The sequence below is a fragment of the Roseburia sp. TF10-5 genome (assembly GCF_003462365.1).
In the GTDB taxonomy this organism is placed as follows: Bacteria; Bacillota; Clostridia; order Lachnospirales; family Lachnospiraceae; genus Roseburia; species Roseburia faecis.
The window spans coordinates 72,117-89,657 of record NZ_QTYW01000012.1 but is presented as its reverse complement, the minus strand read 5'-3'; the positions used below and the strand labels follow the sequence as shown (position 1 = coordinate 89,657).

General features: G+C 43.8%; 16 protein-coding genes and 2 tRNA genes. 13 read left to right on the top strand and 5 right to left on the bottom strand.

Going from position 1 to position 17,541, the window contains the following annotated elements; all coding sequences use genetic code 11:
* Positions 1-95: 95 nt before the first annotated feature.
* The 3 genes from DXD06_RS11570 (at position 96) to DXD06_RS11560 (ending at position 1,003) form a co-directional block, all read left to right on the top strand.
* Positions 96-169, top strand: a tRNA-Met gene (locus DXD06_RS11570).
* A 6-nt stretch (positions 170-175) separates the two neighbouring features.
* A tRNA-Phe gene (locus DXD06_RS11565) sits at positions 176-248 on the top strand.
* Positions 249-529: 281 nt separating this feature from the next.
* Positions 530-1,003 carry a DUF2798 domain-containing protein gene (locus DXD06_RS11560; RefSeq protein ID WP_117831953.1) on the top strand — a complete coding sequence of 158 codons (474 nt, stop codon included), beginning with the start codon at positions 530-532 and terminating at the stop codon, positions 1,001-1,003.
* Positions 1,004-1,128: 125 nt separating this feature from the next.
* On the opposite strand, the gene DXD06_RS11555 is transcribed toward DXD06_RS11560, so the two are convergent.
* On the bottom strand, positions 1,129-3,573 hold the full coding sequence (locus DXD06_RS11555; protein WP_117831951.1) for a GH36-type glycosyl hydrolase domain-containing protein: 2,445 nt from the start codon (positions 3,571-3,573) through the stop codon (positions 1,129-1,131).
* A 481-nt stretch (positions 3,574-4,054) separates the two neighbouring features.
* Between DXD06_RS11555 and DXD06_RS11550 the strand changes: the two genes are divergently transcribed.
* From DXD06_RS11550 to DXD06_RS11535, 4 genes are all read left to right on the top strand, one after another.
* Positions 4,055-5,077 carry a LacI family DNA-binding transcriptional regulator gene (locus tag DXD06_RS11550; RefSeq protein WP_117831949.1) on the top strand — a complete coding sequence of 341 codons (1,023 nt, stop codon included), beginning with the start codon at positions 4,055-4,057 and terminating at the stop codon, positions 5,075-5,077.
* A gap of 63 nt (positions 5,078-5,140) precedes the next feature.
* On the top strand, positions 5,141-6,550 hold the full coding sequence (locus tag DXD06_RS11545; RefSeq protein WP_117831947.1) for a carbohydrate ABC transporter substrate-binding protein: 1,410 nt from the start codon (positions 5,141-5,143) through the stop codon (positions 6,548-6,550).
* Positions 6,551-6,684: 134 nt separating this feature from the next.
* Positions 6,685-7,602: a carbohydrate ABC transporter permease gene (locus DXD06_RS11540; RefSeq protein ID WP_022045222.1), complete on the top strand. Its 918-nt coding sequence runs from the start codon at positions 6,685-6,687 to the stop codon at positions 7,600-7,602.
* Between the two features lie 5 nt (positions 7,603-7,607).
* A complete protein-coding gene (locus DXD06_RS11535) occupies positions 7,608-8,474 on the top strand; it encodes a carbohydrate ABC transporter permease (protein WP_117831945.1) in 867 nt (288 codons plus the stop codon).
* A 112-nt stretch (positions 8,475-8,586) separates the two neighbouring features.
* Here the strand turns inward: DXD06_RS11535 and asnB are convergent, their stop codons facing one another.
* The gene (gene asnB, locus DXD06_RS11530) at positions 8,587-10,434 is read right to left on the bottom strand and encodes an asparagine synthase (glutamine-hydrolyzing) (protein WP_117831943.1); all 1,848 of its coding nucleotides are present in this window, start codon (positions 10,432-10,434) and stop codon (positions 8,587-8,589) included.
* 135 nt (positions 10,435-10,569) lie between these two features.
* Between asnB and DXD06_RS11525 the strand changes: the two genes are divergently transcribed.
* Positions 10,570-11,103: a prolyl-tRNA synthetase associated domain-containing protein gene (locus tag DXD06_RS11525; RefSeq protein WP_117831963.1), complete on the top strand. Its 534-nt coding sequence runs from the start codon at positions 10,570-10,572 to the stop codon at positions 11,101-11,103.
* Here the strand turns inward: DXD06_RS11525 and tadA are convergent.
* Positions 11,090-11,569 carry a tRNA adenosine(34) deaminase TadA gene (gene tadA / locus DXD06_RS11520; protein ID WP_022045226.1) on the bottom strand — a complete coding sequence of 160 codons (480 nt, stop codon included), beginning with the start codon at positions 11,567-11,569 and terminating at the stop codon, positions 11,090-11,092. The genes DXD06_RS11525 and tadA overlap by 14 nt on opposite strands.
* A 100-nt stretch (positions 11,570-11,669) precedes the next feature.
* Here tadA and DXD06_RS11515 point away from each other — a divergent pair, with 100 nt between their 5' ends.
* Positions 11,670-12,218, top strand: a complete 549-nt coding sequence (locus tag DXD06_RS11515) for a GNAT family N-acetyltransferase (RefSeq protein WP_022045227.1) — start codon at positions 11,670-11,672, stop codon at positions 12,216-12,218.
* Here the strand turns inward: DXD06_RS11515 and DXD06_RS11510 are convergent.
* Positions 12,205-13,137, bottom strand: coding sequence for a DUF6128 domain-containing protein (locus tag DXD06_RS11510; RefSeq protein WP_117831941.1), 933 nt, complete (start codon positions 13,135-13,137; stop codon positions 12,205-12,207). The two genes, DXD06_RS11515 and DXD06_RS11510, sit on opposite strands and share 14 nt — an antisense overlap.
* Positions 13,138-13,312: 175 nt before the next feature.
* Between DXD06_RS11510 and DXD06_RS11505 the strand changes: the two genes are divergently transcribed.
* From DXD06_RS11505 to DXD06_RS11490, 4 genes are all read left to right on the top strand, one after another.
* Positions 13,313-13,702, top strand: coding sequence for a Fur family transcriptional regulator (locus DXD06_RS11505; RefSeq protein WP_022045229.1), 390 nt, complete (start codon positions 13,313-13,315; stop codon positions 13,700-13,702).
* 29 nt (positions 13,703-13,731) lie between these two features.
* Positions 13,732-14,274, top strand: a complete 543-nt coding sequence (locus tag DXD06_RS11500; RefSeq protein ID WP_022045230.1) for an NADH peroxidase — start codon at positions 13,732-13,734, stop codon at positions 14,272-14,274.
* Between the two features lie 199 nt (positions 14,275-14,473).
* Positions 14,474-15,205 (top strand): Ig-like domain-containing protein, encoded by a 732-nt coding sequence (locus tag DXD06_RS11495; protein WP_243001045.1) that lies wholly within the window; start codon positions 14,474-14,476, stop codon positions 15,203-15,205.
* 189 nt (positions 15,206-15,394) lie between these two features.
* Positions 15,395-17,428, top strand: coding sequence for a glycoside hydrolase family 127 protein (locus DXD06_RS11490; protein WP_117831939.1), 2,034 nt, complete (start codon positions 15,395-15,397; stop codon positions 17,426-17,428).
* Here DXD06_RS11490 and DXD06_RS18170 read toward each other — a convergent pair.
* Complete coding sequence (locus DXD06_RS18170; RefSeq protein ID WP_416390261.1) at positions 17,425-17,538, bottom strand: helix-turn-helix domain-containing protein; 114 nt, start codon at positions 17,536-17,538, stop codon at positions 17,425-17,427. The genes DXD06_RS11490 and DXD06_RS18170 overlap by 4 nt on opposite strands.
* Between the last annotated feature and the right edge of the window lie 3 nt (positions 17,539-17,541).

The window sequence follows — 17,541 nt, the reverse complement described above, 5'->3', positions numbered from 1 at the left end:
ACTGTAAATCTGCTGCAAATTGCTTCGGTGGTTCGAATCCACCTCTGCCCATTGGAATTACTTTTTCAGTAATTGCATATAATTAAATATATTATCGCGGGATGGAGCAGTCTGGAAGCTCGCCGGGCTCATAACCCGGAGGTCATAGGTTCAAATCCTATTCCCGCAACTATGTGCCTAGTTAGCTCAGTTGGTAGAGCAGAGGACTGAAAATCCTCGTGTCTCTGGTTCGATTCCGGAACTAGGCACTTTTAATTGTATAGAGAACATATTGGTATAATTGGAAACGACACATGTGTGCATTGCTCACTGATTGTTACGGTTCATTCAGCACCTGAACACCATGCTGTTCAGGTGCGTATGAACATGATGTGGGTGTGAGCAGCCCCCTTTTGCAAAGCAAAACTTTATATGGGGCTGCGAAGTTACTGTTCGCAGGGTAACCTGTGAACAGTAACCACTGATTAACGAACAACACGCGTGTGTTTTTCTATGCTCAAATTTATTTATATTAAAGGAGGGCAAAATTATGCCAAAGAAGAGTAGACTCGAAAATATTTTATTTACACTTGTTATGGCGTTTGTCATGGTGTATGCCATGGTATGCTATAACATCGCAATCGACAAAGGCGGAATGACAAACGAAGTTTTTCTGCTGGCGTTTCATGAAATACCGATTATGTGGCCGATCGCATGTATCCTGGAGTATTTTGTAGTGGAGAAACTGGCAACGATGCTGGCGTTTCGTCTGGTAAATCCGAAAGAAGACAAGCCGGTCTTTGTGACACTTGCAATCTGTTCTATGATTGTATGTCTGATGTGTCCGGTAATGAGTCTGATTGCCACAGTTTTGTTTGCACATCCGGGAAATCAGGTGGTCGCAGTGTGGCTGCAAAAATTTGCATTAAACTTCCCAATGGCATTATGCTGGCAGATCTTTTTTGGAGGAGTATTTGTAAGAAACTTATTTACATGGGTGAAAAAAGCGATTCATCATAAATAAAATCATCATGAATAAAAAGAGGGTGCGCATAATGCGCACCTTCTTTTTGGGGGTAGGAAAATAATGAAAAATGGTAAAACTGCTTCCGGCACAAAACCGGAAACAAGAATTACTGTGATTAAGTATTAGCCCATAACCACTTCGACAGAGACTTCTGTCTTGCCGGTTGGTAATGGAATCGTATTTCCGTCTACGGCAATGCCATCAACGGTCATGGAAGCAACACCCTTTTCTACGTGTTTTGGGTTACGGACGCTGATGTGATAGGTCACACCACGGAAGTCACGTTTTGCTTCGAAACCATCCAGAGCGGATGGAATACATGGATCGACGGTCAATCCGTCGTAATCCGGACGGATTCCGAGAATATACTGGGAAACGTCCAGGAATGTCCACGCTGCAGTACCGGTCAGCCAGCTGTTCTTGGCTTCTCCAAAGTTTGGAGCATCTTTTCCGGCAATCATCTGCGAATATACATAAGGTTCGGTACGGTGAATTTCGCTGATATCTTCGATATATGCAGGACAGGTTCTTGTATATACCTGCCATGCGCGGTTTCCACGTCCGACAACGGTTTCTGCAATGGAAATCCAAGGATTGTTGTGGCAGAAGATACCGGCATTTTCTTTATATCCTGGTGGATAAGAGGAAATTTCACCAAGTTCTACATGGTATCTGTGATAAGGTGGCTGAAGAAGTACAATACCGTATTTAGTATCCAGATATTTTTCTACGGATTCCATGGCTTTCAGACAGTTTCCTTCTTTCAGACCGATCTCTGCCATAACGCAGAAGCCTTGTGGCTCGATAAAAATTTTACCGTCTTCACATTCTTTAGAACCAATCTTGTTTTTGTAATGATCGTATGCCCGCAGGAACCATTCTCCATCCCAGCCAGCATCAAGAACCGTCTTTTCCATTTCTGCGATAGCATTTTCTGCCAGTTTTGCTTCATCCTCAAGCCCTCTGTGACGGCAGATCTCTACATAATCTTTACCGTAACGGACAAACATACCGGCAATGAAAACAGACTCTGCATTTGGTCCTTCGGATGGGCCGAATGTCTGGAAGGATTCTCCCGGTTCTGTGGAGAAGCAGTTTAAGTTCAGGCAGTCATTCCAGTCTGCACGGCCGATCAGCGGAAGTTTATGCGGTCCGAGATGATCGATGGTGTAGTGGAAGGAACGGCGTAAATGCTCCATAAAATCAGTTGCCTTGGAAGGATCACTGTCATACGGCGTTTTTTCATCCAGGATGGTGTAATCCCCGGTTTCTTTGATGTATGCTGCGGTACCTGCAATCAGCCAGAGCGGATCATCGTTGAAACCGCTTCCAATATCAGAATTACCTTTCTTGGTCAGAGGCTGATACTGATGATATGCACTTCCGTCTTCAAACTGTGTTGCTGCAATATCCAGAATACGCTCTCTTGCGCGGTCCGGAATCAGATGTACGAAACCAAGCAGATCCTGACAGGAATCACGGAATCCCATGCCTCGTCCGATACCGGATTCGAAGTAGGAAGCAGAACGGCTCATATTAAATGTGACCATACACTGATACTGATGCCAGATGTTTACCATACGATCCAGTTTTTCCTCGGAAGAGGATACCGTAAAGTGAGAAAGCAGTTCATCCCAGTATTTTTTCAGTTCAGCCAGTGCTGCTTCTGATTTTTCTTTGGTATCAAATTCTTTCATCAGAGCTTCCGCACGTGTGCGGTTAATCTTTCCATCTTCGGCGCGTCCGATCCATTTTTCTTCAACAGGATTCTCTATGTATGCCAGAATAAATACGAAAGTTTTGGATTCGCCGGGAGCAAGAGACACTTTCAGATGATGGGAGCCTACCGGAGCCCATCCGCTGGCAATGGAGTTTTTGGACTGATCGGACACGACAACTTCAGGAGCAGAGTTTTCTCCGTATGCTCCAAGGAAGGAATCGCGGTCAGTATCAAATCCGTCTACCGGGGCGTTAACTGCATACAGAGCATAGTGATTACGACGCTCACGGTATTCGGTCTTATGATAAATTGCAGATCCATGAACTTCTACTTCACCGGTAGAGAAATTACGCTGGAAGTTGGTCATGTCGTCCATTGCATTCCATAAACAGAATTCTACATAAGAAAAGACAGAAAAATCTTTCGTCTCTTTACTGTTATTGGTAAGAGTCAGCTGATTGATCTCACAGTTCTTTCCAACCGGAACAAATGCGGTCAGCTCTGCCAGCAGATCATTTTTACTGCTCCGGAAGGTGGAGTAGCCCATACCGTGATGACACTCATAAGCGTCCAGATCGGTCTTGGCTGGCATCCATCCGGGATTCCAGATGGTATCGCCCTCTTTAATATAGTAGTAGTGTCCATTGCTGTCGAAAGGAACATTGTTATAACGGTATCTCGTCAGACGAAGAAGCTTTGCATCTTTATAGAAGCTATAGCCACCGCAGGTATTGGAGATCAGAGAAAAGAAATTCTCAGAACCCAGATAGTTGATCCATGGGAGTGGTGTCTTAGGAGAGGTAATAACATATTCTTTGTTCGCATCATCGAAATATCCAAATTTCATGTGTGTATCCTCCATATAAAATTATTTACTTGTGACATAGTAGATGAAAGTGGAAAGAAGCATTTGGTGGAGTAATCAATCCATCGTGCTTGTTTTAAATGCCACTTATCTATGAGAGCGAAAACGTTTAAGCACTCTCTTTTATAAATAGAGTATAGTCTCTGAAATTTAAAAAATCAACACAAAATGGCTTAAAACAGGCAAATCCAGCAACTTGAACAAAAACGAAAACAAAAAATATAAGAAAGCAACAAATGCGTGCGCAACATTAAAAAACCAAAAAAATTGCGTAAACGTATAAGAATAAAATAGCGTGCGCATGCACGGACACAAAATACACATACAATATGCATAAAACCGTCAAGAATAAAATGTTTAAATTGACGAAATGACAAAAAGCTATTGCATTTCTGACCATACGGGGGTATATTAAAGCTACGAAAACGATTAAGAAAGTTTTCCGAAACATTGGAGGAACGATATGGTATCTTTAAAAACAATTGCTGAACGATGTGGTGTCTCTACTGCGACTGTAAGCAAAGCACTGAATGATCATAAAGATATCAGTGAAGAGACAAAAAACCGGGTAAAGCAAACGGCAGAAGCACTTGGATATTTTCCGAATGCAGCGGCCAGAGCACTTAAGACAAACCGCTCATATAATATCGGGGTACTCTTCGAGGAGGAAGCCGGAAGGGGCCTGACTCATGAATATTTCTCCGGTGTGCTGAACGGACTTAAGATTCAGGCAGAAAAGTTAGGATATGATATTACATTTATCAACACCTGCTTTGAAAATCGGAAAATGTCCTATTATGAACATTGCCGGTACCGGAATTTTGAGGGGGTCGTAATTGTATGTGCCAATTTTGATGACCCGGATGTGATCGAGCTGATGAACAGTGAAATACCTGTAGTTACGATTGATTATGTACATCATAACTGCACCGCAGTTACTTCCAACAATATACAGGGTATGGAAGATTTAGTAAAGTACATATACAGTCAGGGACACAGAAAAATTGCATATATTCATGGACAGGAAGGATCAAGTGTTACGCGGGACCGGCTCGCAAGTTTTTATCGGACAATTGATGAACTGGGGCTTGAAATTCCCGATACATATGTCCGCTCAGCTGATTATCTTGAGACAAAAGGATCTGCAAAACAGACAAAGGAACTGTTGAATCTGGAAGATCCGCCAACCTGTATCATTTATCCGGATGATACTTCTTTAATAGGAGGTAGAAATGTCATTATTGAAATGGGACTTCGAATTCCGAGAGACATTTCGGTAGCCGGATATGACGGTACGATGATCTCGCAGCTTTTATATCCAAAACTTACAACAATTCGCCAGAACACAGAAATAATTGGAAGCGAAGCTGCAATAAGGCTCGTCGGAACCATTGAGAAACCGAGAACAACTCTTGTCGAGAGAGTCGTTATAGAAGGAAGTTTAGTACCGGGACAGTCCGTAGGTGCAATTCAGCCGAAAGAATAAAGCCGGCAGATTTCTTCAAAACAAACTGACCAACAGGTCAACAAATATTAAGGAGGGTTTTATATGAAAAAGAAAGTCGTAAGTGCACTGCTGTGCGCAACAATGGTAGCAACAATGTTTGCTGGCTGCGGAAGTAAAGAGAGCAGCGACAATGCAACAACACCGGATACTTCAAAGGCAGATACCAGTTCTGAAGTAACTGCTCCGGCAGAAGATACCGGAAAGGTTTTAAACATTTATTGCTGGAACGAGGAGTTCAAGAGCCGTATCACAGCTCACTATCCGGATTATCAGGAAGTTGATGCAACACATGGAAAGATCGGTGATGTTGATGTTGTCTGGAACATTACACCAAACGATGACAATGCGTACCAGAACAATCTGGATGCTACCTTATTAAATCAGGCAGATGCTCCAGCAGATGATAAGATTGACTTATTCCTGGTAGAAGCAGATTACGCATTGAAGTATGTAGATACCGATTATACGATGCCAATTAAGGATCTGGGAATTGCAGACAGCGATCTGTCAAAACAGTATCAGTACACAAAGGATATCGTTACCGATTCCAAGGGCGTTTTAAAAGGCCTTTCATGGCAGGGCTGCCCAGGTGTTCTTTTCTATAACAGAGATGCAGCCAAAGAAGTTCTCGGAACAGACGATCCAGATAAGGTTCAGGAATATGTAAAGGATTGGGATACATATAACGATACCGCAAAGAAGATGAAGGATGCAGGTTACAAGATGACTGCTTCCGCAAACGATACATACCGTGTATACTCCAACAATGTAACATCTAAGTGGGTAGACGGAAATAAGATCAATATCGATGACAACATTATGAAATGGGTAGACGATTCTAAGGCTCAGGTAGATGCTGGCGAGACAGGTACTTGTGATCTCTGGTCAGATGACTGGTCAAAAGGATTCTATCCACAGGGTAAAGTATTCTGCTACTTTGGACCTGCATGGTTAGTAAACTTCTCTATGGCAGCTGATACAGAAGGATCTATCGGATACAACGGCGGATGGGGCGCAGCTCAGGGACCGCAGGGCTTCTTCTGGGGTGGTACATGGATCTGTGCAGCTCAGGGAACAGATAACGCAAATCTTGTAAAAGATATTATGTTAAAGATGACAACAGATGACGACATTATGAAAAATATCGTTGTAGATGATGACGATTTCGTAAACAACAGCACCGTTATGAACGGATTGGCAGATGGATCTATTAAGGTTAAAGATGATAAAGAATATACCAGCAAGATTCTTGGTGGACAGAATCCACTCCCAATGTACTGCGCAGGTGTTGAGACACTTGACTTAAGCAACCTGTCTTCTTACGATCAGGGATGTAACGAAGAATTCCAGAACGCTATGAAGAACTACTTCGAAGGAAAAGCAAGCAAGGAAGAAGCACTTGACCTCTTCTACAAGGCTGTAACTGAGAAGTACCCAGAGTTAACTTACTAATACTATAAGGCGTTCGCCTTACCCCACAGGTGCCTGCCAGACGATATGACGGAAGGCAGGCACCATCTTTTTAGCAAAAATATGTGTAACAAAAACTATATTCATCATAACATACCAGTTGGGAGGTAGGTCTTATGAAAAGTAATAGTGGAGGAAAAGCGGTCAGATATAATAAATGGGGCTACATATTTCTGATTCCATTTATCGTTGTATTTGTAATATTTCAGCTGGTACCGTTAGTAAACACCATTTATAACAGTTTCTTCGAAAATTATATGTCCGGTTTAACACAGGTTGGACCGACATTTGTTGGATTAGATAATTACAAGGCATTATTCAGTGGTGGAGATATCTGGACATATTTTAAGAACACGATGGTTCTTTGGATCATGTGCTTCATACCACAGATTTTCCTCTCCCTTTTATTAGGTGCATGGTTTTCCGATGTCCGTCTGAAATTAAAAGGGTCCAGATTCTTCAAAACTGTAATTTATCTGCCGAACCTGATTATGGCATCTGCATTTTCTATGTTGTTCTTCACACTCTTTTCAGATGGTGGACCAATCAACTCCCTGCTGATGCAGATCGGATTTATCTCAGAACCTTATAAATTTTTATCACATGCAGGAAGTGCCAGAGGCCTGATCGCCATGATGAACTGCCTGATGTGGTTTGGTAACACGACCATCCTTCTGATGGCTGGAATGATGGGAATTGATACTTCCCTCTTTGAAGCAGCTGAGGTGGATGGAGCAACTTCCACACAGGTATTTTTCAAGATTACACTTCCACTGCTTCGCCCGATTCTGGTGTATGTAATCATCACATCACTGATCGGTGGTCTGCAGCTGTTCGATGTACCGCAGATTTTGACAAATGGAACCGGTGATCCGATGAGATCTACCATGACATTGATCATGTATCTGAATAAGCATTTGTTCAGTAAGAACTATGGTATGGCTGGTGCACTGTCTGTTGTACTGTTCATTCTTACCACAATCTTAAGCCTGATCGTATTTAAGGTTACCGGCAATGACAAGAGAAAGGGGTAATTGATATGGCAAAGACAAATACAAACGACACCCAGAAGGGTGTAGGACTTCACGCACGGCGCATCATCGCCTATGTAGTATTGATTATTATCTCATTTTTCTGTCTGTTCTGGTTTTACATTATGTTTATCAACGCAACCAGATCAAACGGAGAGTTACAATCCGGATTTACCGCGATTCCAAGTACGAACCTGTTAAAAAACTGGAACAATCTGGTGCACGGAACGCTTCCAATCTGGTATGGAATGTTTAACAGTCTGATCATCGCCGCTTGCTCGGCAGTGCTTTGTACTTATTTCTCAACCATGACAGCATATGCCATTCATGCATATGATTTCAAAATGAAACGGTTTATTTATCCGTTCATCCTGATGATCATGATGATTCCGACACAGGTTACTGCACTTGGATTTATCAAGTTAGTGACAAAGATGGGAATGATGGATTCCTTCATTCCACTGATTGTTCCGACAATCGCTTCTCCGGTTGTATTCTTCTACATGAAGCAGTACATGGAGAGTGCACTTCCACTGTCTCTGATAGAGGCCGCACGAATTGATGGTTCCGGTGAGTTCCGTACCTTCAACAGTATTGTACTTCCACTGATGAAACCGGCGATCGCCGTACAGGCAATCTTCACTTTCGTCAGCAGCTGGAACAATTATTTTACACCGGCACTGATTCTGCATGATGATAAAAAGAAAACACTTCCAATTCTGATTGCACAGCTTCGTGCAGCAGACTGGTTGAAGTTTGATATGGGCCAGGTATATGTGATGATTACATTCTCGATCCTGCCGGTTATTGTTGTATATCTGATTCTTTCCAAGCATATCGTTCAGGGTATTGCACTGGGAAGTGTCAAGGGATAATGTGAAATATAACGTTAAAAACTGCAGTTGATGCTGTACTACAAAAAGGAGTTGCCTTTTGCGGGGCAACTCCTTTTTTAGTGAAGAATGATGGATATCCGGTGTCGGGACGTCAGATGGACAAATGATAGATCTGCATCCAGGTGTTGATCTGGATAAAGTAAGCAATGAGCTGCGGACCTGCCATCAACTGGCCGAACCATGGTTTGCCGAGTTCCTTTGGTGCGGCAAGGAAAGCTTCTGTTTTGGAACGGTCCAGAAGCGGCAGTACCGGAGAATTCGGATCGTTCAGAATTTCCCGCATGCGCCTGATCAGCATCTGTTCGTAGGCCGGATGGTATGTCTTTGGATACGGGCTTTTTTTGCGCCAGAGCAGTTCCCGTGGCAGCAGATCGGCACAGGCATCCCGCAACAGGGATTTTTCGACTCCATTCCGATATTTCATCTGCCACGGCACATTGAAAACATATTCCATGATCCGGTGATCGGCAAATGGGACACGGGCTTCCAGAGAAGAGTACATGCTGGTGCGGTCCATGCGGTCGAGCAGGGTCTGCATGAACCATTTGATATTCAGATAGCCAATGTCACGACGGCGGGCTTCCTCAGGGGATTCGCCATCCAGATGCGGAACGTGGGAGAGTGTTTCCTCATAGCGCGCATGAGAATATTCTGCCAGATCCAGCGTGCGAAGCACGTCATCGGAAAGAATGGAGGTACGTGCAGCAGGATCGGCAGACCACGGAAAACCATCCCGGTTCATAAGTTCCGGTCGGTAAAACCATGGATAGCCGCCGAAAATTTCATCGGCACATTCTCCGGTGAGTGTTACTTTATTATGTTTGGCGACTTCGGAACAAAAATACAAAAGAGAGGCGTCCACATCGGTCATTCCGGGAAGGTCTTTGGCGGTGACCGCATCGGACAGGGCGGCAAAGAGAGCCTCCTGGCTGCACTCTAAATAGGTGTGGGATGTTTTACAATATTGCAGCATCCGGTTGACGTAAGGAAGATCCCGTTCCGGCTGAAAGGCATTGGACTTAAAATATTTCTCGTTTTCAGAGAAGTCAAAAGAAAACGTGTTTAAAATTTTTCCTTCTTTTTGCATATGGCGGGCGGCTAATGCAGTGACAATCGAAGAATCAATGCCGCCGGAGAGAAAGGTGCATACCGGAACATCGGACACCATCTGTCGTTCTACAGTGTCACGCACGAGAAAAGAAACGGTCTGTACGGTTTGGGCATAGGAATCTTTATGTTCGCGGCAGGGCAGATCCCAGTAGAGAATGTCGTGCTGTCCGTCCGGACAGAATATATGATAATGTCCCGGCATAACTTCCTTTACGCCTGTGAATACGCCGTTTCCGGAGGTGCGTGCCGGACCGACCGCCAGAATTTCCTGCAGACTGTTTTTGTCAATGGATGGAGTGACATCCGGATGACAAAATAATGCTTTGGGTTCCGATCCAAAAACAAAGGAGCTTCCGGTCTGGGTATAAAACAAAGGCTTTGTGCCGGCACGGTCACGGTAGAGAAGCAGTTCTCTGTTGGTATCGTCCCAGATTGCAAATGCGAAAATTCCATTTAATTTTTCAACAAAATTTTTTCCAAAATGCATATAAGCGCACAGAATGATTTCCGTGTCTGACGTTGTGGTAAAGCGATATCCGGCTGACTGCAGTTCGGGCAGCAGTTCCCGGTGATTATAAATTTCTCCATTGTAAACAATGGAACAGGTTTTCCCGTGAAAAGTACGTGTCATAGGCTGGATGCCGCTTTTAAGATCGCGGATGGAAAGGCGTGCATGTGACAGCCCCACATGTGGCTGTAGATCAATCATCGCCTGATCCGGACCGCGGTGCTTTAAAGTTTCGTGCATTTGTACAAGGATCGTTTCCCAGAAGGGTTTTTTGTCATAGTAGTTCAATGAAAAATCGCAAAAGCCTGAAATTCCACACATAATTTGTCTCCTTACCGTTGGGCGGCAGCTCTAAAAGCAGCCATCTTAGTTTTAGTCTATGCAGAAATTTCTATACAAATGCAAAAAAGAGGGGTATGATGAGTACAAAATACAAGAAAAAGAGGAAGAATTATGTTGAAACTGGAACAGGGAAGACCCGCGGATACGTCAGGAAGACTGGAAAAGGAGATCCGTGTGTATGATTTTTTAGATAAACTTGGCGTTATATATGACAGGGTGGATCATGAAGCTCTGATGACGATGGAAGCATGTGAGGAGGCAGACCGCGTGCTGGAAGCTACCATATGCAAGAATCTGTTTTTGTGTACGGCAAATAAAAAAGAATTTTATCTTCTGATGATTGTGGGAGATAAACGTCTCGTGACAAAGGATGTGTCAAAAAAGCTTGGTACAAGCCGGCTTTCTTTTGCCAATGAATCGTATATGGAAGAATACCTCGATATCACACCGGGATCGGTCAGCGTGCTGGGGCTTATGAATGATACTGAAAATCATGTGCAGCTGGTCATTGATGAAGATGTTTTAAAGGGAGAATATGTGGGATGTCATCCGTGTATTAATACGTCCAGCCTGCGTGTGCGCACTGCAGATCTGATGGAAAAAATCATTCCTGCAATGCATCACGAGGCGAAGATCATTCAGATTTAGCCGGCTTCTTTTTGCGCTGGCGCAGTTCCCGGAAAAAAGCAGAAAGCATGGAAGAACAGGTCTCTTCAAGAACACCTCTGGTAATTTCCACCTGATGGTTAAATTGCTGCATTTGCAGAAGGTTCAGGACAGATCCTGCACATCCGGCTTTGGGATTCATGGAACCGATGATTACCCGCCGCATACGGGATTGTACAATTGCACCGGCACACATCTGGCATGGCTCCAGCGTAACGTAGAGGTCGCAGTCCTCAAGCCGCCAGTCACCTGTTTTTTTACTTGCTTTGCGGATGGCAGACAGTTCTGCATGGGCAAGCGTATTTTTATCGATGTTGCGCCGGTTATATCCTCTTGCGATGATTTTACCGTTTTGGACAATCACACATCCAATCGGGACTTCATCGATCGCATAGGCTTTTTTCGCCTGTTTTAAGGCTTCTTTCATAAATTTTTCATCATCAGTCATAGACATTCTTCCTTGAAATCGTTATGATAATTATGGGGATAAGTAACCTTTTAATTACAGTATAATACTATACCATAGAAATCATATGGAAGGAAGAAGTATGTTATTTGCATATGAGACAGAACGTCTTCTTTTAAAAATAATAAAGCCGGATCAGGCAGATGCGGTACTGGATTTTTATATGCGGGATAAAGAACTGTTTGAAAAATTTGAGCCGGATCGGATGCCGAATTTTTATACCCGCCAGTTCCAGAGACAGATGCTCCTGTTTGAGTATAACATGGCAGTACAGGGAACACTGTTCCGGTTTTATGTATATGAGAAAGAGCATCCGGAGCGTATCATAGGGACGATATGTGTACATCATATTACACGTGGATTTTCTGAACAGTGTGAGGTTGGATATAAGTTTTCCAGCGCATATCATCATCGCGGATACGCAACGGAATCACTGCGTTTTATTATGGATCTGGTGTTCCGGGATTTAAAACTTCACCGTGCCATGGCATGGGCACTTCCAGATAATACGGCAAGTATCCGGCTGCTTGAACGGGTGGGGTTCGTGTACGAAGGCATCTGCCATGATTATATGATGCTCAATCAAAAGTGGCGGGATCATGCGCAGTTTTGCATGATTAATCCTGATTAAGCGGACACATCCAGTATCCGAAAACTCCGGTCATGTCTTTGGAGTCTGAGGATATTGCGGCTGCTGCCTCAAATTCCGGGAAACCAAAGAGCATTGCCATCATACGTTCCGGTTGCTCATAGATTCCCGGAATTCCAAGAAACTGTCGTTTTTCTCCATTCATTTCCAGCGTTTTCAACATGAGATAGTGATAATTGAAAAAACCGTGCAGAAGAAAACGGTTGTTGCACAGATTCCAATTGCTTTTTGGAAGCTTTCGGATATCCTGAATTTCTACTTTCTGATAAGAGGTTTGTGGCTGCCGGGCTGCTTCTGGTTGAGGGATTGTTTTCGGCTGTTGGATCGTTTCCGGTTGAGGAGTAGTTTCGGGCTGCCGGATGGATTCCGGTTCTGGTATGTCTTGCGGCTGTCGGACGGGTTCCGGTTCTGGCATGGCTTGCGGCTGACGGAATCGCTCTGGTTCGGTTGTAGATTGCGTCTGTATGACCGGCTCTGTCTGTGCCTGAGCGGCAGGCGGTACCGCTTCTTTTTCCTGAAAGATTAAAAATTCTCCCCGGAGTGCCTCCGGAACCGGAGCGGAAGAAAGGCATCCGGTCAGAAACCTTCCGTTGCCACAGGCAATGGTCAGGGTCTGTGCCTGATGCACGTCAAAACCACTGTTTCCGATCCGATTATTTTCACAGGTAAAGCTGCAGGATCCCATACCCTGCGTGAGCAATAATTCGGTAACAGGTATAGCCTGCAGACCATTTTCATATACTGTCAGATAGACCGGACATTTTCCCTTGAAACGGTCAAACCCCCGGATCTGAAGTTCCATACGGCAGCTGTTTTCGCGCAGATCGGTGCGGATGAACCCGGTATTTCGTCCGCGGTTTCCCTGTTCATATTCATAAATATAAGTAATAAATCGTCTCAATTGAAGAATTCTCCTGTTTTGTATTTGATGTCTTGTATAGTTTATGAGCCGGGGAAAAAAATATGTCGTTTATTTTGAAAAAAAGGATTGACATTTTGGTACTAAAGTATTATTATAATGTCAGTAACAGTTCCTGTTATTGTTTTGAACTAATGGAGAAATGAGGGAGAGTATTATGATAAAACGAAGTCGTCAGCGGGAGGCGATCCGGCAGTGCCTGACAGGCCGCTATGATCATCCGACTGCGGAAACGGTTTATATGAGTATCAAAGACGAATTTCCAAATATCAGTCTCGGAACTGTTTACCGGAATCTTTCTCTTTTGTCTGATCTGGGGGAGATTCAAAAAATTACTGTCAGTGGAGGCCCGGACAGATTTGACGGAAACCCGGCACCGCATTACCACTTTTCTTGCAGAGAGTGTGGATGTGTGATGGATCTGGACATGCCTTCCCAGGAACAGTTAAATCAGATTGCAGCGGAGCAGTTTGATGGAACAATTGAAAACCATTCCATTTTGTTTTCCGGATTATGCCCGGACTGCAAAAAGAAAAACACCCATTAATTAAATTTATAATAAGGAGGACATTTAAAATGGCAAAGTTTGTATGTACCGTATGTGGTTATGTTTATGAAGGTGAGGCTGCACCGGCAGAGTGCCCGATCTGCCATGCACCGGCAGAGAAGTTCGTAAAGCAGGAGGGTGAAATGACCTGGGCTTCCGAACATGTAGTTGGTGTTGCAAAAGGCGTGAGTGAAGACATTCTTGCAGATCTTCGCGCAAATTTCGAGGGAGAGTGCTCTGAAGTTGGTATGTATCTGGCTATGGCAAGAGTTGCCCACCGTGAGGGATATCCGGAGATCGGAATGTATTATGAAAAAGCTGCTTATGAAGAGGCAGAGCACGCTGCAAAATTTGCAGAGCTTCTTGGTGAAGTGGTGACAGATTCTACAAAGAAGAACCTGGAAATGAGAGTAGAAGCTGAGAATGGAGCGACTGCAGGAAAGACAGATCTTGCAAAGAGAGCAAAGGCAGCAAACCTTGACGCAATCCACGATACCGTTCATGAGATGGCTAGAGACGAGGCAAGACACGGAAAAGCGTTTGCCGGTCTGTTAAAGAGATATTTTGGTTAATCTTTAAAACGCATAAAATAAGCATTTCAGAGGATAGATGGTTGTTTAACTGTCTATCCTTTTTTGCTGCAGCAAATCATTTGTTTTCCATGCCCGTTCGGAGGGAAAACTATTGACAGTAAAAGTCGCATGATTATAGAATATAGAAAAGTGTTACTGAAAACAGTGACAAAAAAGAGCAAGGTGGGAGGTTGCAGTTGTGAAGAGATATATAAAGAGATGGATCAGTTTTATACTTTTTATGTGCGTTTTTGTCCAGTATCCCTCAGAGGGAGTGGTTATGGCGGCAGACAGCGATCAGAAAAACATACAAATCGTTGGTACCGCATCGATGAATACATATGATGTGGCACTCCGTGTTGGAAAAACAAAGCAGCTTGTGTGTAATGGAACGACCGGAAAGATGGTGTGGAAGTCATCCAATCCGAAGGTCGCAACAGTAGATAAAAAAGGTCTGGTAAAAGCAATCAAACCGGGAAAAGCAATGATTTCGGTTTCCGGTGGAAATCTGATCGGTTCTATGACCTGCAAGGTCGGCGTGAGTAAAAAAATTACCGCAAAACAGGCCAGACGTAAGATTATGGCTATGAAAAAGACTTACAAAGAGGGTCTGTCCTGGACAAACGAAAACCGGCAGTATTTCTGGGAAGCCACGAACTGTCAGTGTTATGGATGTATTGCCCTGTGTGGAGAAATCAGTGATAAAGTGTTTGGCAAATATGCACCGGTGACAAAACACAGCAATTTCAGCAGGATCAAGGCAGGCGATCATATCCGCATCGGAAACGAACATTCCGTTATGGTTCTCCAGAAGAACGGAAATACGCTTACGGTCGTGGAAGGAAACTATAATGCCACCGTTCACTGGGGAAGAAAAATAACAAAAAAGGAGTTACAGGAAAGTGGTTTCTATGTGGAAACAAGATATTGACAGAATGCTTTTCTGTATTTGGAAGGGGATACTCCAAACAGTTTTTTAAATGCCTTGCTCAGATGAAATTATACATGCTGCTTTCCGGTTTGACAATGGATTTTTTGACATAAAATATATACTATAAGTATATAACAAAGAAGATAAATTGGATAGTGATTTCTTGATTATACATTAGGAGGAATGCATATGGAAAAAGAAAAATTTTCATATCCTGTTTCATTGCGCAGGATGCAGATTACAGATAAATTCTGGAAAAATGAGATGGAACTGGTGCGTACGGAGGTGATCCCTTATCAGTGGAATGCGTTGAATGATAAAGTAGAAGGCGCAGCACCAAGTTATTGTATGCATAATTTTAAAGTGGCAGCAGAAATGAACCGGCAAAAGAGAAAACAGGGAGCTGCATATAAAGAACCTTCGTATACATACCGTGGATTTGAGATGTTACCGGAAGATCCCGAAAATCTCAAGGATGAGTTTTATGGATATGTATTTCAGGATACGGATTTCTCCAAGTGGGTGGAAGCGGTCGGATATTCGCTGACGCAGCATCCCGATCCGGATCTGGAAAAGGTTGCAGATGCTGCAATTGATATTGTCTGTGCGGCACAGCAGGAAGACGGATATCTGGACACGTATTATATTATCAATGGAAAAGATGGTATTTTTACCAACTTACGCGACCATCATGAATTGTACTGTATGGGGCATCTGATCGAAGGCGCTGTGGCATATTATGAGGCAACGGGAAAAGATAAACTGCTTCATGCGGCGGAACGATTCGCGGATTACGCTGCAGATTATTTCGGACCGGAGGAAGGAAAATGCAAGGGATATCCGGGACATGAAATTGCAGAAATGGCACTCGTCCGTCTTTACGAAGTTACAGGAAAACAAAAGTATCTGGATTTAAGCCGCTTTTTCATTGATGAAAGAGGCACAAAACCATATTACTTTGATAAAGAACATCCGGAAATCGTAAAGAAAGGGCATGAGAATGAATTGCGGCATAGCTATCATCAGGCACATCTGCCGGTACGGCAGCAGGATGAGGCGTTTGGTCACGCAGTCCGTGCCGTGTACCTGTATTCCGGTATGGCAGATATTGCACGTATTACAAAGGACGAAGAACTGTATCAGGCATGTGTACGTCTGTGGAATAATGTGACGAAAAAGAAAATGTATATTACAGGGGGCATCGGTGCAACACATTTGGGAGAAGCCTTTTCTTTTCCGTATGATCTTCCGAATGATACGGCATACGCAGAGACCTGTGCATCGATCGGACTGATGTTCTGGGCGCGGCGTATGCTGGAAATTGTTCCGGATGTAAAATATGCAGATATTATGGAGCGTGCATTGTATAATGGCGTATTAAGCGGAATGGCTTTGGACGGAAAAAGCTTTTTCTATGTGAATCCGCTGGAGGTGTTGCCGGAGGCATGCCACAAAGATGAACGGAAATTTCATGTCAAGCCGGTACGACAGAAATGGTTCGGATGCGCATGCTGTCCGCCAAATCTTGCGCGTCTGATCAGTTCCATTGGATCTTATGCATTTACAGAAAATGAGGATACGCTGTTTGTGCATCTGTATATGGGAAGCAATGTGGAAAAAACGGTGAATGGGAAAACGGTAAATGTGCAGATGGAATCAGATATGCCATGGGAAGGAAACATAAAGATCCGTGTGCAGGCTGAAAATGCAAAAATGACGCTGGCACTCCGGATACCGGGATGGTGTAAAAATTATAAAATTTCCGGAATAGAGGATGCCGCACAGGAAGAAAAAGATGGATACCTGTATTTGAAAAAAGTGTGGAACAGGGAAGAAACCTTCTGTATTGATTTTCCAATGGAGGTACAGATGTTTGCAGCATCGGAGCGTGTCCGCGAGGATATTGGCAAGGCAGCGATTATGCGCGGCCCTGTGGTTTACTGCCTTGAAGAGAAAGACAATGGAAAGAACCTGCATGAACTGCTGGTCGATACAGATATGCATGCATCGGTGTCGGAGGGAAAAATCTGCGATACCGTAGTAAAAATGGTAGAAACAGACGGGTGGCGGCTGACAGAGAGTGGGGATGCAGAGGAGACTCTCTATCACATGTATCAAAAGCCGCAGAAGCAAAAGGTACGTTTGCATTATATTCCGTATTACACATGGGCAAACCGTGGAGAAAACGAAATGCAGGTATGGACACGCGTGCAGAACCCTTAAGGGTTCTGCAGCTGATTGCGGTATTGCGTTGGCGTGACATGGTAATAGGTCCGGAATGCTTTGCTGAAATAGTGGTTATCGGCATAGCCTAAACGTTCCGCAATATCCATGAT